21 protein-coding genes and 1 pseudogene are annotated in these 20404 nt (G+C 71.4%); 11 read left to right on the top strand and 11 right to left on the bottom strand.

What is annotated here, in order from left to right:
• Window positions 1-47 precede the first annotated feature (47 nt).
• On the top strand, window positions 48-812 hold the full coding sequence (locus E1292_RS13615) for an SDR family NAD(P)-dependent oxidoreductase (RefSeq protein WP_132595507.1): 765 nt from the start codon (window positions 48-50) through the stop codon (window positions 810-812).
• A 137-nt stretch (window positions 813-949) separates the two neighbouring features.
• Window positions 950-1732 (top strand): alpha/beta fold hydrolase, encoded by a 783-nt coding sequence (locus tag E1292_RS13610; protein WP_132595506.1) that lies wholly within the window; start codon window positions 950-952, stop codon window positions 1730-1732.
• Between the two features lie 123 nt (window positions 1733-1855).
• On the opposite strand, the gene E1292_RS13605 is transcribed toward E1292_RS13610, so the two are convergent.
• The 3 genes from E1292_RS13605 to mce form a co-directional block, all read right to left on the bottom strand.
• Complete coding sequence (locus E1292_RS13605; protein WP_132595505.1) at window positions 1856-3076, bottom strand: AI-2E family transporter; 1221 nt, start codon at window positions 3074-3076, stop codon at window positions 1856-1858.
• A 138-nt stretch (window positions 3077-3214) separates the two neighbouring features.
• A complete protein-coding gene (locus E1292_RS13600) occupies window positions 3215-4507 on the bottom strand; it encodes a DivIVA domain-containing protein (protein WP_132595504.1) in 1293 nt (430 codons plus the stop codon).
• A 194-nt stretch (window positions 4508-4701) separates the two neighbouring features.
• The gene (gene mce, locus E1292_RS13595; RefSeq protein ID WP_132595503.1) at window positions 4702-5124 is read right to left on the bottom strand and encodes a methylmalonyl-CoA epimerase; all 423 of its coding nucleotides are present in this window, start codon (window positions 5122-5124) and stop codon (window positions 4702-4704) included.
• An 86-nt stretch (window positions 5125-5210) separates the two neighbouring features.
• On the opposite strand from mce, the gene E1292_RS13590 reads away from it, so the two are divergent.
• The 4 genes from E1292_RS13590 (at window position 5211) to E1292_RS13580 (ending at window position 7908) form a co-directional block, all read left to right on the top strand.
• Complete coding sequence (locus E1292_RS13590) at window positions 5211-6392, top strand: acetyl-CoA C-acetyltransferase (protein ID WP_132595502.1); 1182 nt, start codon at window positions 5211-5213, stop codon at window positions 6390-6392.
• A gap of 168 nt (window positions 6393-6560) precedes the next feature.
• The gene (locus E1292_RS13585; protein ID WP_132595501.1) at window positions 6561-6776 is read left to right on the top strand and encodes a hypothetical protein; all 216 of its coding nucleotides are present in this window, start codon (window positions 6561-6563) and stop codon (window positions 6774-6776) included.
• Window positions 6761-6931 carry a hypothetical protein gene (locus tag E1292_RS51030; protein WP_165974519.1) on the top strand — a complete coding sequence of 57 codons (171 nt, stop codon included), beginning with the start codon at window positions 6761-6763 and terminating at the stop codon, window positions 6929-6931. The genes E1292_RS13585 and E1292_RS51030 overlap by 16 nt, the downstream gene beginning before the upstream one ends.
• On the top strand, window positions 6928-7908 hold the full coding sequence (locus E1292_RS13580; protein ID WP_132595500.1) for a DUF2332 domain-containing protein: 981 nt from the start codon (window positions 6928-6930) through the stop codon (window positions 7906-7908). The genes E1292_RS51030 and E1292_RS13580 overlap by 4 nt, the downstream gene beginning before the upstream one ends.
• 164 nt (window positions 7909-8072) lie before the next feature.
• Here the strand turns inward: E1292_RS13580 and E1292_RS51025 are convergent, their stop codons facing one another.
• From E1292_RS51025 to E1292_RS13570, 3 genes are all read right to left on the bottom strand, one after another.
• On the bottom strand, window positions 8073-8225 hold the full coding sequence (locus tag E1292_RS51025) for a hypothetical protein (protein WP_165974518.1): 153 nt from the start codon (window positions 8223-8225) through the stop codon (window positions 8073-8075).
• Between the two features lie 141 nt (window positions 8226-8366).
• Window positions 8367-9038 (bottom strand): DUF4230 domain-containing protein, encoded by a 672-nt coding sequence (locus E1292_RS13575; protein WP_132595499.1) that lies wholly within the window; start codon window positions 9036-9038, stop codon window positions 8367-8369.
• Window positions 9039-9066: 28 nt separating this feature from the next.
• On the bottom strand, window positions 9067-10554 hold the full coding sequence (locus tag E1292_RS13570) for a hypothetical protein (RefSeq protein WP_181958228.1): 1488 nt from the start codon (window positions 10552-10554) through the stop codon (window positions 9067-9069).
• A 228-nt stretch (window positions 10555-10782) separates the two neighbouring features.
• Between E1292_RS13570 and E1292_RS13565 the strand changes: the two genes are divergently transcribed.
• Genes E1292_RS13565 through E1292_RS13550 form a run of 4 tightly spaced genes read left to right on the top strand, consistent with a single transcriptional unit; the run spans window position 10783 to window position 14363 of the window.
• Window positions 10783-11334 carry a MarR family winged helix-turn-helix transcriptional regulator gene (locus tag E1292_RS13565; protein ID WP_132595498.1) on the top strand — a complete coding sequence of 184 codons (552 nt, stop codon included), beginning with the start codon at window positions 10783-10785 and terminating at the stop codon, window positions 11332-11334.
• Window positions 11318-12259, top strand: a complete 942-nt coding sequence (locus E1292_RS13560) for a tetratricopeptide repeat protein (RefSeq protein WP_132595497.1) — start codon at window positions 11318-11320, stop codon at window positions 12257-12259. The genes E1292_RS13565 and E1292_RS13560 overlap by 17 nt, the downstream gene beginning before the upstream one ends.
• A 9-nt stretch (window positions 12260-12268) precedes the next feature.
• On the top strand, window positions 12269-12898 hold the full coding sequence (locus E1292_RS13555; protein ID WP_132595496.1) for a cytidylate kinase-like family protein: 630 nt from the start codon (window positions 12269-12271) through the stop codon (window positions 12896-12898).
• Between the two features lie 55 nt (window positions 12899-12953).
• Window positions 12954-14363: an NAD-dependent malic enzyme gene (locus E1292_RS13550; protein ID WP_132595495.1), complete on the top strand. Its 1410-nt coding sequence runs from the start codon at window positions 12954-12956 to the stop codon at window positions 14361-14363.
• Window positions 14364-14484: 121 nt separating this feature from the next.
• On the opposite strand, the gene E1292_RS13545 is transcribed toward E1292_RS13550, so the two are convergent.
• The 4 genes from E1292_RS13545 to E1292_RS13530 all read right to left on the bottom strand — a co-directional run bounded on the left by E1292_RS13545 (window position 14485) and on the right by E1292_RS13530 (window position 19163).
• The gene (locus E1292_RS13545; protein ID WP_132595494.1) at window positions 14485-15021 is read right to left on the bottom strand and encodes a hypothetical protein; all 537 of its coding nucleotides are present in this window, start codon (window positions 15019-15021) and stop codon (window positions 14485-14487) included.
• Window positions 15022-15292: 271 nt separating this feature from the next.
• Window positions 15293-16843, bottom strand: a complete 1551-nt coding sequence (locus E1292_RS13540; RefSeq protein ID WP_132595493.1) for a glycerol-3-phosphate dehydrogenase/oxidase — start codon at window positions 16841-16843, stop codon at window positions 15293-15295.
• A complete protein-coding gene (gene glpK, locus E1292_RS13535) occupies window positions 16840-18333 on the bottom strand; it encodes a glycerol kinase GlpK (RefSeq protein ID WP_132595492.1) in 1494 nt (497 codons plus the stop codon). The genes E1292_RS13540 and glpK overlap by 4 nt, the downstream gene beginning before the upstream one ends.
• 80 nt (window positions 18334-18413) lie before the next feature.
• Window positions 18414-19163 (bottom strand): IclR family transcriptional regulator, encoded by a 750-nt coding sequence (locus E1292_RS13530; protein WP_132595491.1) that lies wholly within the window; start codon window positions 19161-19163, stop codon window positions 18414-18416.
• A 500-nt stretch (window positions 19164-19663) separates the two neighbouring features.
• On the opposite strand from E1292_RS13530, the gene E1292_RS13525 reads away from it, so the two are divergent.
• Complete coding sequence (locus tag E1292_RS13525; protein ID WP_132595490.1) at window positions 19664-20281, top strand: TetR/AcrR family transcriptional regulator; 618 nt, start codon at window positions 19664-19666, stop codon at window positions 20279-20281.
• 20 nt (window positions 20282-20301) lie between these two features.
• On the opposite strand, the pseudogene E1292_RS56095 reads toward E1292_RS13525, so the two are convergent.
• Window positions 20302-20404: pseudogene (locus E1292_RS56095) on the bottom strand (IS982 family transposase); the annotation flags it as partial.

Raw genomic sequence — 20404 nt, 5'->3', positions numbered from 1 at the left:
CCGAAACCCTAGAATGCTGTTCGGTTTCTTAGACGGAGGAGGGCGGCGTGGGCGCGTTCGATCTCAGCGGGAAGCGGGCCCTGGTCACCGGAGCGTCCAAGGGGATCGGCCGGGCCATCGCGCTCGCGTACGCCGAGGCCGGGGCCGACGTGGCGCTCGTGTCCCGCTCGGCCGATCTGCTGGCCGAGACCGGCAAGGAGATCGAGGCGCTGGGCAGGCGCGCGCTCGTCGTCCCCGCCGACCTCACCGACCGCGACGCCGCCGCGGCGGCCGTGGCCGCTGCGATCGACGGCCTCGGCCATCTCGACGTCATCGTCAACAACGCCGGCGGCTCCAACTTCATGGTCGAGTTCAAGGACCTGCGGCTGCGCGGCTGGGACAAGATCATGCGGCTCAACCTCGACTCCGCCATGGCCGTCTGCCACGCCGCCGCGCCGCACCTGCTGGCACGGGGTGGCGGCTCGGTCGTCAACGTGGCGTCGATGGCGGCGCTCGGCGCGCCCTTCCTGGCCCCGTACGCGGCGGCCAAGGCCGGGCTGGTGGCGCTGACGAAGACGCTGGCCGTGGAGTGGGCGTCGGCCGGGGTGCGGGTCAACGCCCTGTGTCCGGGGTGGACCGCGACCGACCTCAACCGCAACCTCTGGGCAGACGAGGCCGCCAACGCCGCCACGGTGTCCGGCGTGCCCATGCGGCGGTGGGGGACGGCGGAGGAGATGGCGCAGCCGGCTGTCTTCCTGGCGAGCGCGGCGTCGGCGTACATGACGGGGCAGGTGCTGTTCGTCGACGGGGGAGCCACCGCCGTCGCGGGGTAGCGGCGTACGCGCTATGCCAGATATATGTCCGTATGGCCATTTATGGGGTTATTGGGGGAGAAGCGGTCGCGGTCAACGGGGATATCGTCCTACGACATTGAGTGATTGTCGCCGTGAACCGGGTTACCGTGGGGCCCGTGCAGCTCTATAAGAGATCGGCCGGGACGGGGATCCCGGTTGTGCTGCTCCACGCGTTCCCCCTGTCGTCGGCCATGTGGCTGGCGCAGCGGGAAGGGCTGGCCACAGTCTGCCGGGTCATCACGCCTGACCTGCGCGGCTTCGGCGGTTCGCGGCTGGGGGACGACGAGCCGTCACTCGACCTGATGGCCGACGACGTCGCCAGGCTGCTCGACGATGAGGGCATCGACAGGGCGGTGATCGGCGGGTTGTCCATGGGCGGCTACGTCACCATGGCTCTCTGCCGCCGGCATCCCGACCGGGTGCTCGGCGTGATCCTGGCCGACACCAAGGCGGGCGAGGACCCGCCCGCGGCCAAGGACAACAGGGAGCGCATCGCCAGGGCCGTGCTGTCGGAAGGCAGCGAGGTGCTGGTCAGCGAGGTGCTTCCGGCGCTCATCGGGCCGACCACCAAGGAGCGGCGGGCCATGGTGTTCGGGCGGGTCAAAGGGCTGGTGCAGTCGGCTCCGCCGGGCGCCGTCGCCTGGGCGCAGCGGGCGATGGCCGCGCGGCCCGGCTCGTTCGAGACGCTGCGGGCGCTGAAGGTGCCGCTGCTCGTCGTGGTGGGGGAGGAGGACGAGCTGTCACCGCCCTCCGACGCCGAGGAGATGGTACGCACCGTGCCCGAAGGGAGGCTGGAGATCATCCCGAAGGCCGGCCACCTGAGCGCCGTCGAGCAGCCTGAGGCGTTCAACGCCGCGGTGACCGAGTTCCTCAGAGCAGAGCTCGGCGGGGCGCGCTGAGGTCCACTCAGAGCAGAGCCGGCCGGGGAGCGCTGAGTCCCTCCAGGACAGGGCCCGGCGGGGAGCGGTGAGGTCGCTCAGGCCGCGCTCCACGGGGGTTTCAGCAGGGTCCGAGCCCAGGGCTCAGGCCCGGGCCTGGCGGGGCAGTACGACCTCGCGGATGATCAGCGAGATCGCCGCCGCGACCGGGATGGCCAGCAGCGCGCCGACGATGCCGAGCAGCGCGCCCCCGAACAACGCGGCGATCACCGTCACGGCCGGTGTCACGTCCACCGAGCGTTTCATCACCCGCGGATAGATGAAGTAGTTCTCGACCTGCTGGTAGAGCACGAAGAAGATCGCGCAGGCGATCCCCGCGGGCACCGACTGCAGCAGCGCGACAGCGCTCACGAACACCGCGCCGATCGTGGCGCCCACCAGCGGAACCAGGTCCAGCAACGCCACGACCAGAGCGAGCGCCAGCGCGTACCGCACATCCGCGATCGACAGGAAGATCCAGGCCACCACGCCCGCGATGACCGAGATCAGCACGTTGCCCGCCACGTAACCGCCGATGCCGGTGAGGATCTGCTCGCTGATCGCGCGCGTACGCTCCCTGCGCGAGGCGGGCACCAGCTTGAGCAGGTAGTCCTTGATCGTGTGCAGCGAGCCGAGGAAATAGAGCATGAGCACCAGCAGCGTCACCGTGGTGAACACGCCGTTCAGCACCACCAGGCCCGCACCCATGATCCCGGTGGCCAGCGACGGCCCCAGCGTGCTCGTCACGAACGTGCGCAGCTGCGGCAGGATCTGATAGTCGGCGTCGAGCTGGCGCAGCGTCGGATGGGTGCTCAGCTCCGTGATGTAGCCCGGCACCGCCTCGATGAACTCCGACAGCTGCTTGCTCACCGGCGGCACCACGGCCAGGCCGAACAGCACGAACGCCACGATCACCCCGGTGAAGACGATGGAGATCGCGGCGCGTCTGGCCAGCCCCCAGCGCTGCAGGGCCTCCACTGCCGGGTTGAGCCCGACCGCCAGGAACATCGCCACCACGACCAGGATGATCGTGCTCAGCGAGTTGACGACCATCTGGGCGATCGCGATCGCCGTCAGCACCCCCAGCCCGCCGACCAGCCCGAACAGGAACGGCCCCCGGGCCAGCGGCTTGCCGGGCAGCCCGTACGGCTGGGCGCCCGCCTCACCCCCACCCTCAGGTCGTTCCCCGGTCGGGGCCTGGAGTCCGTCGCCCTCAGGTCGTTCCCCGGTCGGGGCCTGGAGTTCGCCGCCCTCAGGCCGTTCCTCGGGCGCGGCCACGAGCCCGGCGGCGGGCTCGGCCTTGGCGGGCTCGGCATCTGTGGACATGGGAACTCCATGGGGGTCGTCGACGTGCCATGCCGAGCCCGCGCGGGGGCATGTCGGCCCGGCAACAAAGAGAGAGCCTAGCGACGATCAGGTCGCCAGGCTCTCTCAGCCGTCACTCAGCCCCCGTGCGAACTTCGGCTATTCCTGCCACCACTCCGCGTCGTCCTCCGCCTTGGCCTTGGCGGCGGGCGCCTGCACCGGCTCCGCGGGAGAGGCCTCGACCACGGGCGCGGCGATCGCCGGCTTGGCCGGGGCAGCCACGACCGCGGGCTCCGGCGACTCCTGGCCCGGCAGAGCGGCGCCGCCGAGCAGCTGGCGCAGCTGGGCCAGGTGGCTGGTGATGCTGTCACGCTGGCGGGTCAGCTCGTCGACCTGGCGCTGCATCGCCGTGCGGGTGCGCTCGGCTTCGTTCTTCGCCTCGGTGACGATCGTCTCGGCGCTCGACTTGGCGTCGGACACGATGGTCTCGGCGCTCTTGCGGGCGTTGGCGACGAGCTGCTTGGCGTGCAGGTCGGCCTCGCGGCGGGTCTGGTCGGCCTGCTGGGTCGCCTTCGTGGCCCTCGACTCGGCCGTGGCGGCGCGCTGCTCGGCCTCGGCGACCAGCTTCTGCGTGGCGGCCTGGGCGGAGGCGTGGCGCTCGGCCTCCTGGCGCTCGGCGTCCTCGCGGCGGGCGGCGAGCTGGATCTCGAACTCGGCTTCGTCCTGCGCCCTCTTGGCCTCCGACTCCTCCAGCACCCGCTGAGCCTGCGCGCGCATCTCGTCGGCCTGCCGCTTGGCGGTGGTCAGCACCTCGTCGCGCTCGCGCTTGGTCGAGGCCCGCAGCTGGGCGACCTCGCGCTCGGTGGTGGTGCGGAGCTTGGCGATCTCCCGCTCGGCGTCGGCCCGCTTCTCCGCCACCTCGTGGTCGGCCGTGGCGCGCAGCTTGGCGGCCTCGCGCTCGGTGGTGTTGGTCAGCTCGTCGGCCTCGCGGCGGGCCGTCGAGCGGATCTCCTCGGCATCCCGCTCAGCGGAGGTGCGCATCTCGTCGGTCTCGCGCGTGGCCTGGGCGCGCTTCTCGGCTGCCTCGGCCTCCGCGGCGGCCCGCAGGTCGGCGGCCTCGACCTTGGCGGCGGCCTTGATCTCGTTGGCCTCGGACCTGGCGGCCTGCACGAGCTCGGTGGCCTGCTCCTCGGCCAGACGGAGCAACTGCTCGATGCGGGCGCCGAGACCGGAGTAGGTGGGGCGCTCCTGCTCCTGCAACTGGCGTTGGGAGTCGGACAGATCGCGCTGCAGGCCGGCAACCTGCTCACGCGCCTGGCGTAGCTCTCCGTCGAGCTGCTTCAAGTGATCATGGACCTGATGCCGGTCGTAACCACGGAGCACCACGTCGAACTCGCGCGCTGGGGCGTCCTCGAAAAAGTTGTTGAGCTGGGCGTCGATGTCGGACTGCATGGAGGCTCGATCCTGGGTTGTCGAGACGGCTACACGGGCCGGACGGGGGGTTCGGGGCATCCGATCCAGGAGCCTGTGCCTCGCGGCAGGCTCCATGTCCGGTGGAAGGTCAAGCGTACTCCGCTGGTGCCACCTGCGAAGCCCCGTCCGACTTTCTGCGTGACTAGTTACATATGCGCGTTATATGGCTTTTTCTAGCGTCTGGCCGCCTGGACCAACTCGGTCAGCATTCCCCCCACGTCTTTGGGATGCAGGAACGCGATCCGTGAGTCCATCGACCCGTGCCTGGGACGCTCGTCCAGGAGCCTCACTCCTCTCTCGCTGATCTTACCCATGGCGTCCGCCACGTCTCGTACGCCGAATGCCACGTGATGGACGCCCTCGCCACGCTTGGCGAGGAATTTTCCCACAGGGGAGTCCTCGGAGAGAGGCTCCAGGAGCTGAATGTAGGAGCCCCCACCTTCGCCGTCGGAGATGTGCAACATGGCCTCCTTGACACCTTGCTCCTCGTTGACCTCGCGGGCAACTACGGTCAGGTCGAACGTGTCAGAAAAGAGACGAATCTTCTCTTCGAGGTCCCGGCACGCGACCCCGATGTGGTCGATCCGCAGGAACATATGTGGCCCACCTCCATAGCGAACGGACACCTACTCGTGGGTATGGTGTCAAAGAACCAGATGGCGAGCACAGGAGGCCCGTGTCCATGTCCAGTTCCGTCATCGTCGCCGGAGCTCGCACCCCGATCGGCAAGCTGCTCGGCGCCCTGTCCGGACTGACCGCCGTCGACCTGGGGGGCATCGCCATCAAGGCGGCGCTCGAGCGGGCCGGCGTGGCACCCGAATCCGTCGAATACGTCATCATGGGCCAGGTCCTCCAGGCCGGCGCGGGCCAGATCCCCTCCCGCCAGGCCGCCGTCAAGGCCGGCATCCCGATGACCGTCCCCTCGATCACCGTCAACAAGGTCTGCCTGTCCGGCCTCGACGCCATCGCCCTGGCCGACCAGCTCATCCGGGCGGGCGAGTTCGACATCGTGGTGGCCGGCGGCATGGAGTCGATGACCAACGCCCCCCACCTGCTGCCCGGCCTGCGCAAGGGCGTCAAGTACGGCGGCGCCGACGTGGTCGACTCGATGGCGCACGACGGCCTGTTCTGCGCGTTCGACCAGTGCGCGATGGGCGAGTCCACCGAGCGCCACAACACCAGGCTGGGCATCGGCCGCGAGGAGCAGGACGCCCTGTCGGCCCGCTCCCACCAGCTGGCCGCCGCCGCCCTCAAGAACGGCGTCTTCGAGGAAGAGATCGTCCCGGTCCAGATCCCGCAGCGGCGCGGCGAGCCGGTCGTCGTCAAGGAGGACGAGGGCGTACGCGGCGACACGACGGTGGAGACGCTGGCCAGGCTGCGCCCGGCCTTCGCCGCCGACGGCACCATCACCGCCGGTTCCGCCTCGCAGATCTCCGACGGCGCCTGCGCCGTGGTGGTCATGTCGAAGTCCAAGGCCGAGGAGCTGGGCCTGCCGTGGCTGGCCGAGATCGGCAGGCACGGCAACGTGGCGGGCCCCGACGCCTCGCTCCAGTCCCAGCCCGCGAACGCCATCATGCAGGCCATGGCCAAGCAGGGCGTGTCGGCGGGTGACCTGGACCTGGTGGAGATCAACGAGGCCTTCGCCAGCGTGGTCCTCCAGTCCGCGCAGGAGCTGGGCGTCCCGCTGGACAAGGTGAACGTCAACGGTGGCGGCATCGCCCTGGGCCATCCGATCGGGGCGTCGGGCGCCCGGATCGTGCTCACGCTGGCGTACGAGCTGAAGCGGCGGGGCGGCGGCCTGGGAGCGGCGGGCCTGTGCGGCGGCGGCGGCCAGGGCGACGCGCTGCTCATCCGCGTCCCGTAAGCACGCATGCGCGCGGGCACCGGACCGTCGACACCGGCACGGACGAGTGGAGCCGGTGGGTGCGGCTGCCCGACGGGTCGCTCGACCGGGTGCGGCGCGAGGCGGTCGCCGGGCCCGGCGAGAGCGTGTCCGACCTCGCCGCCGCCATCGGCCACCCGCTCACGGGTCATGACGAGGGTGCCCCTGTTCGCGGCCGGCTGCCGCGGCGACCAGGGCCGGTTCTCCCCGGACTCCGGTCACGAACGCCCCGGGCACGGGTCCGATCGGGGCCGGTTCGACCACGTCGTGCTGCTGAGCGCGCCCGCCGAGGTGATGTTCGCCCGGATCCAGGCGCGGACCGGCAATCCCTACGGCAAGCGCCCTGAGGAGTGGGCGGCGTCCTGAACGACCTGGAGACCGTCGAGCCGCTGCTCAGGGCGACCGCGACCGTCGAGATCGACGCCATCGCACCGCTCGGCCAGGTCGTACGGCGGCTGGGGCAGCTCAGCACACCCATAGGCGGGGCCGGCGCACGCACCCGGGTTGGTCTCCGCTCATGACAGCCGAGGAGTACCGGCGTTTCGCGGCCATGGAGGCCCGCGGGCGGTCGCCGCTCTACGAGCAGCTCGCCGGCGGGGTGGCCGACGATCGCGAACTGCTGGACCTGCTGGCGGGCCTGCCGCCGGCCAAACGCCAGCCCAACCTGCTCTTCGCCGCCACCCGGCACGTCGCGGGCACGCCGTCCGGCTACGCGGAGTTCCGGCGGTCCGTCCTGGACCACCGGGAGGCGGTCGTCGCCACGATGCTCGCCCGCCGCACGCAGACCAACGAGCCCGCCCGGTGCGCGGCGCTGTATCCCCTGCTCGCCTCGCTCCCGCAGCCGCTGGCGTTGCTGGAGGTCGGCGCGTCGGCGGGGTTGTGCCTGCTGCCGGACCGGTACGGCTACGACTACGACGGGAGCCTGGCCGGAGACGTCGGCAGCCCGGTGCGGCTGCGCTGCCGCGTCGAGGGGGAGCCGCTCGGCGAGTGGCCGGGGCCGGGCGCGGTGACCGTCGCGTGGCGGGCAGGCATCGACCTCAACCCGCTCGACGTGACCGACCCCGATGACGTCAGGTGGCTGCGCACGCTGGTCTGGCCAGAACACCGTCACCGGCTCGACCGCCTGGACGCCGCGATCGCCGTGGCCCGCGAGGATCCGCCCCGCATCGTGCGGGGAGACCTCAACGCCCGTCTCGGTGAGGTGGCCGCCCAGGCGCCACCGCACGCCACCCTCGTGGTCGTCCACACCGCGGTGCTCTACTACGTGCCCGAGGACGACAGGAGGGCGTTCGTGGCACAGGTCGAAGGGCTCGGCTGCCACTGGATCTCCCAGGAGGCGCCGGACGTCCTCCCCGGGATCGCGGCCCGCCTCGGCCGGCGGCCCCCGGAGCAGACCACGGTTTACGTCGTCGCGCTCGACGGGCGTCCCGCCGCGTTCAGCGCACTGCACGGCGGGTGGCTGCGCAGGCCCGCCATAGATCCCGCCACGGACGCCTGACGGGCCCCGGACAGCGCGATGCCCCGGTCCGACCAGGAATGGACCGGGGCCCCGTAACGCACTGCCCAGGCCCTCACCAGGAATTCAGGGCCCGAGCGCGCCCCCTCAAGGGGGCTTTTCAGCCCGGCCGCGAGGGAGGTTGCGGCCGGGCTGCTTGTGGGCGGTCATGAGGCCAGGAACCTGGCGACGACCGAGCGGTGGCGGCGCTCGCCCCGCTGACCCCTGCGGGCCTCCATGACCTGCCGCTGCTCGGCGGCCGCGCGGCGCAGCTCCGACGCGCGGTGCTGCATCACGGTGTATTCGAGTTCGGCGTTCATCCGAGTGCTCCTCTGCTCTGTTGCCTGCACTCTCAAGACTCGTCCTAAGGCCCTCCCCGCCACATCGGGCGGATGCCTTATCTCTGGACTCAGGCAGGTACTTAAGCGGGCGCACAGGCGGCTAAGGCCCCCGAGACGCGGCTAGGGCTCGCCGGTGAACTCGACCGTCACCTTCTTGAACCCGAGAGACTTGAGCATGCCCGACAACATCGCCTTGGTGTTGGCGTCGGCCCTGGCGCGCAGGTCACTGGCCACCGCCGCTTCCGTGATCTTCTTCTCGGCCAGCAGGTACAGCTCCCGCTGGTCACCCGGCGAGCCCGACAGGAAGTCCTGCACCCGGTCGAACAGGCCCCGCTGGTGCGCGAACACGTACGAGCGGCTGTTGTCCAGGTTGGGCTTCTCGAGCTGGGCGTGCGGCAGGCGGATGGTCGCCTCCGTGCGGTCCGGCGAGACGGTGACCGCGTTGGTGCCCATGGCGGAGAAGTCGACGTACGCGTCCACGCCGCCCGCCCCGACGAACAACGTCCGGGTGCCCTTGACGGCGTCGGGCAGGAAGTTGGCGTCCTTCTCCAGGTCGACGACCACCTGGAAGGTGCCGGTCGCCGCCTCGAAGCGGCTCATGTCCTTGATCGACTGCAGCAGCGCCGGCTGGCTCCGGTCGATGGTCTGCCCGCCGAACGGGTCGAGCCAGGACCAGGCCAGGCGGCCGCCCACCACGAGCAGGACCGCCGGGACCAGGAACGCCGCGAGATATCGCCACCTGCGGCGCCGCCCCGGAGTCACCTCGGGCGGCGTCGTACGGGAAGTCGTCATGGGAGCATGACTACCCTCCCGGCGATCATCATCGCCAGCCGATCGGTGACATCTCCGGTCCCTTCGCGGCAGTGGACCTGCCCCCGGCCGCGACCGCCGGCGCCGCCCTGGCCCCACCGACCGGCGAGGACGTCCCCGGCCCCCGCCCGAACGGCGGCGGGCTCGCTCCGGGCGTGCCGGGGGCCGAGGTCGCCGCCGGGGTGCCGCCGGCGTCGGGGTAGACGGGGTAGACGTGGCTCGACGAGGGCGTGGGGCGCACGGGTGAGGGCGCCACCTGGGCGTGGGCGGGCCCGCCGCCGAAGTGCGTGCCGGCCAGCCGGCAGCTCTGGAAGTCGCTGTAGAACATGCGCAGCCACTCCCTGCGCTGGTGCTCGGTCAGCCCGGAGAACCACGACGCGGCGTACTGGTGCTCCGGCAGCGGCCCTCCGGGCAGCGGCTCGCCGCGCAGCCAGGCCATCACGATCTCCCGGTAGCCGTCCGCGACCGTGCCGGGGCACCGGGCGGCCAGCGACTCGATGTACTCGTACGCCGCCTCCTCCGCGAACCCGGCGGAGAGGTCGGGCACGTGGATCGGCGCGAGCCCGCTGGACGGTTTCAGCGCGTCGTCGAGCGGCCGCTGCTCCACCCGCGTGAAGGCGGCCGGCGTGCCCGCCAGCCTGGAGGCGATCTGCGTGAACGACGCCCCCAGCTCGGTCAGCCCCGCCCGCATGCCCGGATGCACGCACACCGTGATCGGCCACTCCTGGCAGCTGTAGGCGATCTCCTCGGCGGCGGCCGGCTTGGAGTGGGTCAGGACGCGGGACACGCCCATCCCCGCGGTCAGCACGGCCAGCAGCGCGCACGCCAGCACCAGCGCCTGCCTGGTCACCAGCGCCGCCCAGCCGAGCAGCAGCGCCGCCGTCAGGCCGAGCAGCCAGATCGTCTGGTCGAAGAACGCCGCCCCGCTCAACCCCTGGAACAGGTCGTACGGCTCACCGGTGCCCGGCGCCAGCTTGTCGGCCCAGCCGCGGTCGTCGGCCAGCCACGAGAACACCCCATAGCAGGCCAGCCCGGCGACCGGCGGCGTGAACGCGTGCGGCAGCACCCAGCCGGCCACCCACCCGATCACCGAGTAGAGGGCCAGGCCCGCCATGCCCATGCCCAGGCCCGCCAGGCTCAGCCGGCCCGCCTGGTCGGTGAGCACCGTCTTGACGGCCAGGACCAGCACCGTCGCCCCGAACGACCCCAGCACCACCACCACGATCGCCAGCGGTGCCTTGAGCGCCCGCCACGTCGTGAGCGAGCGCCCGCGCAGCGCCTTGCGCTTGCGCAGCGCCACCCACGCGGCGAAGGCCGCGGCGACCGGCCCGGTCAACCGCAGTGACCCGATGACCGCGGCCACGATGTTCTCCCAGGCGTCGACGCCGGGTATCAGGACGTTCCACGCCGCGACCAGGCCGACAGCGAGCAGCACGGCCACAGTGACGGCCGCGCTCTGCTTCAGCTCCTCCCGTGAAACGCCCCCGTGCTCACGCACCCGTTTTCCCGTTGAAGTTCATCAAGCACCCCCCGTGCCCCTCGGCAAGGCGGAAACGATCAGTCCGGCCGGTCCCCACAGGCTGATGGACTTGGCGTCCGCGTCACCATTCGTAGGAGAACCATAACTGAGCGTGATGATTGATGTCCGGACTCTTGGCCAAGCGGAGAGGCCTGTCGCTGTGAGTAGCCAGACGAACCGGGACGACCAGCGCGCTACCGTATCGCTGTGACGCAGCCCAAGCCGCTCAACCTGCCGTTCGACCCGATTGACCGTGCCGCGGAGAGCTGGCGCGCGCACTTCGGTCCGTCCGCGGCCATGGCCGCGGTGACGTCGATCATGCGAGCGCACCAGATCCTGCTGTCGCAGCTCGACGCGCTGCTCAAGCCCTACGGACTCACCTTCGCGCGCTATGAGGCGCTGGTGCTGCTGACGTTCAGCAGGGCGGGGGCGCTGCCCCTGTCAAAGATCGGGGAAAGGTTGATGGTCCACCCCACCAGCGTCACGAACACGGTGGACAGGCTGGAGAAGTCCGGGTTCGTCCGGCGGTTGCCCAATCCGCGCGACGGGCGCGGCGTGCTGGCCGAGATCACGGAGTCCGGGCGCGACGTCGTACGCCGTGCCACCGGTGACCTGATGGCCGCCGAGTTCGGCCTGTCGATGTACGCCGAGGACGAACTCCAGGCGATGTTCGACCAGTTGCGCACCCTCCGGGTGGCGGCTGGTGACTTCGCCGGGTCATCGATGCGGCAAGATGAGGAGCATGGCGGACTTCTCTAAACCCGGGTCGCTCTACGGAGCTGTGGACCTGGGCGCGCGCAAGCAGGCACTGGAGGCGCAGGCCCGGCGGGAGGCCGCAGGTCCCCAGGCGGCCGCGGCCTCGGTCGTCGACGTGACCGAGGAGACGTTCACGAGCGACGTCATCGACAAGTCCATGACGGTGCCCGTCGTGCTCGACCTCTGGTCGCCGAGGGCGCCGGGCAGCGCCCAGCTCAGCCCGGTGCTGGAGAAGGTGGTCGGCGACCTCGGCGGCAAGGCCGTGCTGGCCAAGGTCAACGTCGACGCCAGCCCGCAGATCGCGCAGGCGCTGCGCGTCCAGGCCGTGCCGACCGTGCTGGCGATCTTCCAGGGCCAGGCGGTGACCGGGTTCCAGCAGGTGCTGCCCGAGCAGGAGGTGCGCCGCTGGCTCGACGAGCTGATGGGCGCGGTCGAGCAGTTCTACCAGGCCAACCCGGGCGCCAGGCCCGCGGAGGCCGGCGAGCCCGGCGAGCAGGAGGCGCCGTCGGGGCCGCCCGCCGACCCCGACATGGTGGCGGCCGAGCAGGCGATCGACCGCGGCGACTTCGACGCGGCCATGCAGGCCTACCAGCGCCTGCTGGCCCGCGAGCCGGGCAACGAGGACGCGAAGATGGGGCTGGCCGGGGTCGGCCTGCTCAAGCGCACGTCCGAGGCCGACCCCGCCGACGTCCAGCGGCGCGCGCAGGACCCCGCCGACCTGGACGCGCAGCTGCTCGCGGCCGACCTCGAGATGATGTCGGGCGCGGTCGACCAGGCGTTCGAGCGCATCATCGCCGTGGTCAAGCGCACCTCGGGCGACGAGCGCGACAAAGCCAGGCGGCACCTGCTCGGTTTGTTCGAGGCTTTGCCCGCCGAAGACCCATCCTTGGCCAAAGCCCGTAGAGCGTTGGCGAGCGCACTGTTCTAACCTGAATTCATGCGGGTCGTCACCATATCGGCGACATACGGCACGGCCGGCAGCCAGATCGGCCCGGCCGTGGCCGAGCGCCTCGGCGTGCCCTTCGTCGACCGCGCGATCCCCAGTGCCGTCGCCGAGGAGCTGGGCTGCACGCTGGAGGAGGCGCTGGCCCACGACGACCGGGCCGAGCACGGCATCGGCCGGCTCTTCTCCGGGGCGATGCGGCTGCCCACGGTGACGTTCGGCGGCGTCGACATGTACGTTCCCGGCGCGATGCCGCTCGCGCCCGAGGAGTTCGTCAGCCGCACCGAGCGCGTGCTGAAAGACACCGCGCGCCTGCGGGGCGGGGTGTTCCTGGGCAGGGCGGGGGCGCTGGTGCTGGTCGATCACCCCGGCGCGCTGCACGTCCGGCTCGACGCCCCCGTCACCCGCAGGGTGCGGCAGACCGCCACACTGGGGCAGCTGAGCGAGCGCGAGGCCCGGCAGATCATCGAGGACAACGACCGGGCGCGCAGCGCCTACGTGCGCCACTTCTACCGCACCGACCCGGCCGACGCCTGCCTCTATCACCTGGTGATCGACAGCACCACGATCCCCGTGGCCACCTGTGCCGAACTGATCGTCATGGCCGCCGAGGCGCGGGATTGACCGAATGACCTCTAACATGGATGCATTCTTGGTCAGTCCCGAAGGAGCGATTGACGTGGCGACCGTCCCCAGTGTGTCGTACTCCATCACCGTGCGCCTCGAGGTGCCCGCAGGCGGCAAGGCCGTGAGCCTGCTCACGCACGCCGTAGAGTCGGCTGGGGGTGTCGTGACCGCCCTCGACGTCACCAACGCCGGCCACGAGAAGCTGCGCATCGACGTGACCTGCGCCGCCCGCGACACCGACCACGCCCAGGCCATCGTCGACCAGCTCGAGGCGATCGAGGGCGTCGTCATCCACAAGGTGTCCGACCGCACCTTCCTCATGCACCTCGGCGGCAAGATCGAGATGGTGTCGAAGGTGCCGCTGCGCAACCGCGACGAGCTGTCCATGGCCTACACGCCGGGTGTGGCGCGCGTGTCCATGGCGATCGCGCGCAACAAGGAGGACGCGCGGCGCCTGACCATCAAGCGCAACACCGTGGCGGTCGTCACCGACGGCTCCGCAGTGCTGGGGCTGGGCAACATCGGGCCCGAGGCGGCGCTGCCCGTCATGGAGGGCAAGGCGGCGCTGTTCAAACGGTTCGCGGGCATCGACGCCTGGCCGATCTGCCTCGACACGCAGGACGTCGACGAGATCGTCCGCACGGTGCAGGTGATCGCGCCCGGGTTCGGCGGCATCAACCTGGAGGACATCGGCGCGCCGCGCTGCTTCGAGGTGGAGCGGCGGCTGCGCGAGCTCCTCGACATCCCGGTCTTCCACGACGACCAGCACGGCACGGCGATCTGCGTGCTGGCGGCGCTCACCAACGCCCTGCGGGTGGTCGACAAGAACATCGAGGACGTCAAGATCACCATGGCGGGCGCGGGGGCGGCGGGCTACGCCGTGCTGCGGCTGCTGCTGGCGGCGGGCGCCCGCAACGTGATCGTGTGCGACTACCTCGGGGCCGTCCACAAGGGGCGTGAAGACCTCGACGACTCGCTGCGCTGGATGGCCGACAACACCAACGCCGAGGGCTACGCGGGCGACCTGCGGGGCGCGGTCAAGGACGCCGACGTCTTCGTGGGCGTCTCCGCGCCCGGCATCCTGACCGGCGACGACATCGCCTCGATGGCCAAGGACCCGGTCGTGTTCGCGCTGGCCAACCCCGAGCCAGAGGTGTCGCCCGACGACGCCCGCGAGCACGCCGCCGTGGTGGCCACCGGACGCTCCGACTACCCCAACCAGATCAACAACGTGCTGGCCTTCCCGGGGGTCTTCCGCGGCCTGCTCGACGCTCAGGCGTCCGTCGTGACGGAGGAGATGCTGCTGGCCGCCGCGGGCGCGCTCGCCGCCGTCGTCACGCCCGAGGAGCTGGGCCCCAACTACATCATCCCGAGCGTCTTCCACCCCGACGTGGCCACCGCCGTCGCCGCCGCCGTCCGCGAGTCGGCCGGCGGGCGCGCGCGGGGCTTCACCGAAGCATAAGATCATCATCTGTTACGGCACGGCCGAGGTCACGCCAGTCGCCGCGCGCGGCTGAGGGCCTCCAGGGAGACGCGGGCTGACCCGCACGTGGCAGCCGCCGCCACGGCGCCCGGCGGGCCGGTTACGTGGTCTCCCGCGTGCCGTCGGGCAGGGCGATGCTCTCCTGGCCCGGCTCCTCCCGGGTGAGGGCGGGCATCAGGCGATAACTTTCCTGGAAAACCAGGTTGTGGGCGTCGCCGGCGGCGATCACCCGCAACGTGCCGAGCTGCCCCGCCGCGTCCGCCGGGTCGAAGACGTTCAGCGGCCAGTCGCCGACCGTGTTGCCCCGCAGGTGCGGATGGTGGAAGTCGCTGCCGTAGTGGGCGACCACCGCGATCGGCTGGGCGTGGCACGCGCGCTGCTCCCGCCACGTCAGCGACCACATCGCGTTGAGCCCGCCCTCGCGTGACCGGGTGACGCCGCTGGCGACCACCTCCCCGGTGCCGAGCAGCAGGTCGGCGTTGAGCTCGTCGAGGGCGGTGCGCGCCACCGGGTCCAGCAGCCCGACCGCCGTGATGAACACGTGCTCCTTGTCGTCCCGCGAGACGGCCTGCCCATGGATGCCGTCGCGCAGGTCACGGAAGTGCCTGAGCAGGGCTTCGTTGATGGGAGTTCGCATGCCCTCCCCCTGCCCAGCCGGGTCGCCAGGCCACCTCCGGCGGGCCCCTCACCACCCCGCCGCACTCCTGCGATCAGCACCCCGGACCCACCGCGCCGACAGCGCCGAACAGCGACCCCCGCGCCGAACCGCATCCCCTATCGGGCCGAACCCGTGGCCCCGCGCCGAACCGCATCTGTCGGGCCGGGCCGCGGACCCGCCGTGCCGAACCGCATCTGTCGGGCCGGGCCGCGGACCCCCCGCGCCGAACCGCGTACCAGGAACGGAACCGTCAGCCGAGCAGTTTCTCGATCCTGGCGCGCACGTCGGGCGTGTCGAGGCCGCGCACCGTGAGCGTCGTGCGGCGGCGTACGACGTCGTCCACCGTGGCCGCCCACTCGCGGTCGCGGGCGTAGACCGCCTGGGCCCAGATGTCCGGCCCGTCGGGGTGGATGCGCTCGCCGAGCGCCGGGTCCTCGCGGATGAGCCGCGCCAGGTCGAACGCGATCGACCCGTAGTGGGTGGCGAGGTGCCTGGCCACCAGCGGGTCCATGCGCGTGCCCGGGTCGCGGTCGGTCCACAGCCGCATGGCCACCGCGTCGGGGCTGGCCAGCCCCGGCAGCGGCACGGCCGGCAGGATGTCGGCCAGGTCGTCGCCCAGCGGCTGCCCCGGCAGGTGGGCGAGCGTGTCGAGCACGTGCCTGCCGATGTGCCGGTAGGTGGTCCACTTGCCGCCGGCGACGGAGAGCATGCCGCCCGAGCCGCTGGTCACCACGGTCTCCCGCTTGGCCGCCGCGACCTGACCGGGGCCGCCGGGCAGCACCCGCAGCCCGGCGAAGGCGTAGGTGATGTCCGCGCGCCTGAGCTGGGAGTCGCGTACGGAGTGGCCCGCCTCGTCGAGGATCTGCGCGATGTCGGCCTCGGTGGCCCGCACCGCGGCCGGGTCGCCGTCGTACGCCTCGTCCGTGGTGCCGAGGAGCAGGTGGTCCTCCCACGGGATGGCGAACGACACGCGGTACTTGTCGATGGGCGTGGTCAGCGCGGCCTTCCACGGCTCCTGCCTGCGTAGCACCAGGTGGGCGCCCTTGGACAGCCGGATGCTGGGGGCGGCGGAGGGGTCTTCCATGCGCCGCAGGTGGTCGACCCACGGCCCGGTGGCGTTCAGCACGAGCCTGGCCGACACGCCGAACTCCGTCCCGTCGAGCCGGTCGCGCAGGTCGGCGCCCGTCACGGTGCCGCCCGTCCTGCGCAGCCCGACGACTTCGGCGTGGTTGAGCACGACCGCGCCCGCGTCCACCGCGGCCCGCACGGTCATGACCGCGACCCGGCTGTCGTTCATCTGGTGGTCGCCGTAGACGGCGGCGGCCCGCAGGCCCTCGGAGCGCAGGGCGGGCACCTTGGCCAAGGCCTGCTGCGGCGTGATCACCCGGCCCATGCCGTCGCCGAACACCGACAGCGCGGAGTACAGGAACACTCCCGCGCCGAGCTTGGCGGCGCCGTGGGGGCCGCCCTTGTAGATCGGCACCACGAATGTCAGCGGCTTGACCAGGTGCGGTGCGATGTCGGAGGCCAGGGCGCGCCGCTCGCGGTGGTTCTCCGCGACCAGCCGCACGTTGCCCGTCTGCAGGTAGCGCAGGCCGCCGTGGACGAGCTTGGAGGAGGCGCTGGAGGTGGCGCCGGCGAAGTCGCCCGCGTCGACCATCGCCACCCTCAGCCCCGCCTGCGCGGCCATCCAGGTCACCGACGTGCCGAGGATGCCGCCGCCGATCACGAGCAGGTCGTATGCGGTGCCGGCCAGTTCGTGCCTGGTCTCCGCGCGGTCGGTGCCGGTCGCGAGCGTCATGCTCTGCTCTCCTCCTCCTGGTCCACCCAGCCGAGGGTGCGCGCCACGGCCTTCTTCCAGTTGCGGTATTCGCGCTCGCGTACGGCTTCGTCGATCGCGGGACGCCACTCGGCGGCCTTGTGCCAGTTGGCCCGCAGGCTCTCGACGTCGGGCCAGTAGCCGGTGGCCAGGCCCGCGGCGTAGGCGGCGCCCAGCGCGGTGGTCTCGGCCACCATCGGCCGGATGACCGGCACCGCCAGCACGTCGGCGAGCGTCTGCATGAGCAGGTTGTCGGCGGTCATGCCGCCGTCGGCGCGGAGCGTGGTCAGGTCGAGCCCCGAGTCGGCGTTCATCGCGTCGACCACCTCGCGGGTCTGCCACGCCGTGGCCTCCAGCACGGCCCGCGCGAGGTGGCCCTTGTTGACGAACCCGGTCAGTCCGGCGATCACCCCGCGCGCGTCGGAGCGCCAGTGGGGCGCGAACAGCCCGGAGAACGCCGGCACGAAATAGCAGCCGCCGTTGTCGTCGACCGTCTTGGCCAGTGTCTCGATCTCGGCCGCGCTGGAGATCAGGCCCAGGTTGTCGCGCAGCCACTGCACCAGGGAGCCGGTGACGGCGATGGCGCCCTCGAGCGCGTACGTGGCCGGGCCCGAGCCGATCTGGTAGCCGACGGTGGTCAGCAGGCCGTGCTTGGAGACGACCGGCTCGTGACCGGTGTTCATCAGCAGGAAGCTGCCCGAACCGTAGGTGCTCTTGGTCTCGCCGGGGGCGAAGCACGTCTGCCCGAACAGCGCGGCCTGCTGGTCGCCGAGCGCGGAGGCGACCGGGACGCCGCCCGCCGTGCGGCCGTAGACCTCGGCGGACGGGCGGATCTCCGGCAACATCGCGCGCGGCACGCCCATCGCGGCCAGTAGCTCGTCGTCCCAGCCCAGCGTGTGGATGTTCATCAGCATCGTACGGCTGGCGTTGGTCACGTCGGTGATGTGGCGGCCCGTGAGGTTCCACAACAACCAGCTGTCCATCGTGCCGAACAGCACCTCGCCGCGCTCCGCCCGCTCCCGCAGGCCGGGGATCTCGTCGAGCAGCCAGCGGATCTTCGGCCCGGAGAAGTAGGTGGCCAGCGGCAGCCCGGCCCGCTCCTTGAACAGGCTCTCGTGCTCGGCCAGGGCCCGGGTCAGCGCGTCGGTGCGGGTGTCCTGCCAGACGATCGCGTTGCAGACGGGCCGGCCGGTCTCGCGGTCCCACAGCACGGTGGTCTCGCGCTGGTTGGTGATGCCGAGCGCGGCGATCTGGGCGTCCTCGATGCCGGCGCCGCTCACGGCCTCTCCGAGCAGGGCGCGCACGGCCTGCCAGATCTCGCCCGCGTCGTGCTCCACCCAGCCGGGCCTGGGGAAGATCTGGCGGTGTTCGCGCTGGGCGACGGAGATGATGTTGCCGGCGTCGTCGAAGACGATGCACCGGCTGGACGTGGTGCCCTGGTCGATGGCTGCGACGTAGTGCGGTCGAGGCACGAGCTTCCTCGCTTGGATCAGGGTTCGACAATGTCGAACGACGTGGGAAATGTTATGCGGTCGTCATGGGGGTGGACAAGTCAGCGGGCGAGGGCGCGCGTGATCGCGCGGGCGGCGTCGCGCACGTACGAGACGTACTCCATGTGCAGGGCTCCGTCCGAGGCCAGCCGCTCGACCGCGCCCCGGATGCCGATGGCGCCGACCACGATGCCGCGCGCGTCCTTGATGGGCGCGGCGATGGCCACCTCGCCCTCCGTCAGCTCCTCCGTCTCGGCCGCCCAGCCACGCGTCCTGACCTGGTCGAGCTCGGCCTCCAGGGCTTTGGGGTCGGTGAGCGTGGCCTTCGTGTACGCGCGCAGCGGCGCGGCCGGCGCCTCGCCGTAGGGGTCGTAGGCGAGCAGGACCTTGCCGAGGGCGCTGGCGTGCGTCGGCAGGTACGTGCCGACCTGGAGGGTCTGCATGCTGTCGTCCGGCCTGAACACGTGGTGGATCACCAGCACGTGCCCCTCGTGCAGGGTGCCGATCCAGGCGCTCTCCCTGCTGCGCCCCGCCAGGGCGTCGGCCCAGTTGATCGAGCGGGTGCGCAGCTCGTTGACGTCGAGGTAGCTGCTGCCGAGGTGGAGCAGCGTGGCGCCGAGGCGGTACTTTCCCGTGGCCTGGTCCTGCTCGACGAACCCCACGCGGACCAGCGTGCGCAGGATGCCGTGCAGTGTCCCCTTGGGCAGGCCCAGCGCCTTGGCCAGCTCGGCCACGCCGAGCTGGCGCGGGCCCGAGGCGAGCAGCCGCAGGATCGCGGCCGCCCGCTCGACCGATTGAATCGTCTCTCCCACACCTCGCACCCTAGTGCAGAGGAGTTCGATATTGCCGAACGGTGATCGTGCGGCGGCCGACGGGAGCGCGGATCGCGGAAAAGTGCCGGTCCACCAGCAGCGCGGCGGATGGAGTCGGCCTAGAATGTCTCCAGCGGTGAACCCGGCAGATCACAACGCCCCGTTCAGCCCCGTGCCCGACCCCGGAACGCCCCCTCAGCAACGACATGGTCAGCAGGGAGAGCCCGGCGGGCGTGCGATGGCGGCGGCGAGTCCCCGGGTCACCTGCCACGAGCACAACCCCGGCGAGGTCGCCAGCCCTCCCGTGAATGAGGAGAGCCCGAGCACGCCATGCCGACAAGGAGATGCCTGCGCCGCCTGACCAGGCCGGCGGACCTGCCCACGAGCGGGGACACCTGGTCCGCCGCGGGCCGTGAAAGGCCGGGGCCGTAAGAACGTGCGCCACTAATGGGATATGAGTCCCGTTAGCCGGGCATGCCGGTATGCGGTGAGGAGTGTAGATGGAACAACCTTCCCGTCTGGCGGGAACCGTGCGGCCGGGGGGCCGCACCGCGCGGGTACGCGCCGCCGTACTCGAGGCCACCCAGGACATCCTGGTCGAGCACGGCTTCCACGGCCTGACCATGGACCAGGTGGCGGCCAGGGCCGGCGTCGGCAAGACCACGGTTTACCGGCGCTGGGGGAGCACCCCAGGCCTGGTGGCCGACCTCATGAAAGAGCTGGCCAACCAGTCGTCGCCGCACGCCGACACGGGCGACGTCGAGAGCGACCTGCTGGCCAACGCCGTGTCGGTCTGGGAGGCGGTCACCGACGGGCGGCTCGGCGCCACGCTGCAGGCGGTGATCGCCGCGGGGACCTGCGACGAGGAGGCCGCCGACGCGCTGCGGGCCTTCTTCACCCGCCGCATCGACGAGTGGGCCACCGTCGTGGACCTGGCCGTCAAGCGGGGAGAGCTGCCCGAAGGGACCGACGGCGGTGAGCTGGTCAGGGCGATCTCGGCCCCGCTCTACTACCGCCTGGTGGTCACGAGGGAGCCGGTGACGCGGCGGGACGCCGAGCGGTCGGTGTCGCGCGGGCTGGCCGCCGCGCGGGCCGGCGCGTTCGTATCGGACCCCTAGATCGCTGATGTGAATTTGGGTTAGTGGTCGTAGGCGGTCAGGGACCGTTTCACGGGTGCGTCGGTGTTCCAGTTGTGCCAGATTGCGGCGTTGAGGGCGAGGATGCGTTGGCTGATGCGTGCC

This window comes from Nonomuraea deserti (genome assembly GCF_004348685.1).
Lineage (GTDB): Bacteria > Actinomycetota > Actinomycetes > Streptosporangiales > Streptosporangiaceae > Nonomuraea > Nonomuraea deserti.
This window is presented reverse-complemented; position numbering and strand designations above follow the sequence as displayed.

Coding starts and splice junctions, on each gene's coding strand:
- E1292_RS13605 (WP_132595505.1), bottom strand. CDS start 3,076: ATGTCCACAGATGCCGAGCCCGCCAAGGCCGAGCCCGCCGCCGGGCTC.
- E1292_RS13600 (WP_132595504.1), bottom strand. CDS start 4,507: ATGCAGTCCGACATCGACGCCCAGCTCAACAACTTTTTCGAGGACGCC.
- mce (WP_132595503.1), bottom strand. CDS start 5,124: ATGTTCCTGCGGATCGACCACATCGGGGTCGCGTGCCGGGACCTCGAA.
- E1292_RS13590 (WP_132595502.1), top strand. CDS start 5,211: ATGTCCAGTTCCGTCATCGTCGCCGGAGCTCGCACCCCGATCGGCAAG.
- E1292_RS13585 (WP_132595501.1), top strand. CDS start 6,561: ATGACGAGGGTGCCCCTGTTCGCGGCCGGCTGCCGCGGCGACCAGGGC.
- E1292_RS13580 (WP_132595500.1), top strand. CDS start 6,928: ATGACAGCCGAGGAGTACCGGCGTTTCGCGGCCATGGAGGCCCGCGGG.
- E1292_RS51025 (WP_165974518.1), bottom strand. CDS start 8,225: ATGAACGCCGAACTCGAATACACCGTGATGCAGCACCGCGCGTCGGAG.
- E1292_RS13575 (WP_132595499.1), bottom strand. CDS start 9,038: ATGACGACTTCCCGTACGACGCCGCCCGAGGTGACTCCGGGGCGGCGC.
- E1292_RS13560 (WP_132595497.1), top strand. CDS start 11,318: ATGGCGGACTTCTCTAAACCCGGGTCGCTCTACGGAGCTGTGGACCTG.
- E1292_RS13555 (WP_132595496.1), top strand. CDS start 12,269: ATGCGGGTCGTCACCATATCGGCGACATACGGCACGGCCGGCAGCCAG.
- E1292_RS13545 (WP_132595494.1), bottom strand. CDS start 15,021: ATGCGAACTCCCATCAACGAAGCCCTGCTCAGGCACTTCCGTGACCTG.
- E1292_RS13540 (WP_132595493.1), bottom strand. CDS start 16,843: ATGACGCTCGCGACCGGCACCGACCGCGCGGAGACCAGGCACGAACTG.
- E1292_RS13525 (WP_132595490.1), top strand. CDS start 19,664: ATGGAACAACCTTCCCGTCTGGCGGGAACCGTGCGGCCGGGGGGCCGC.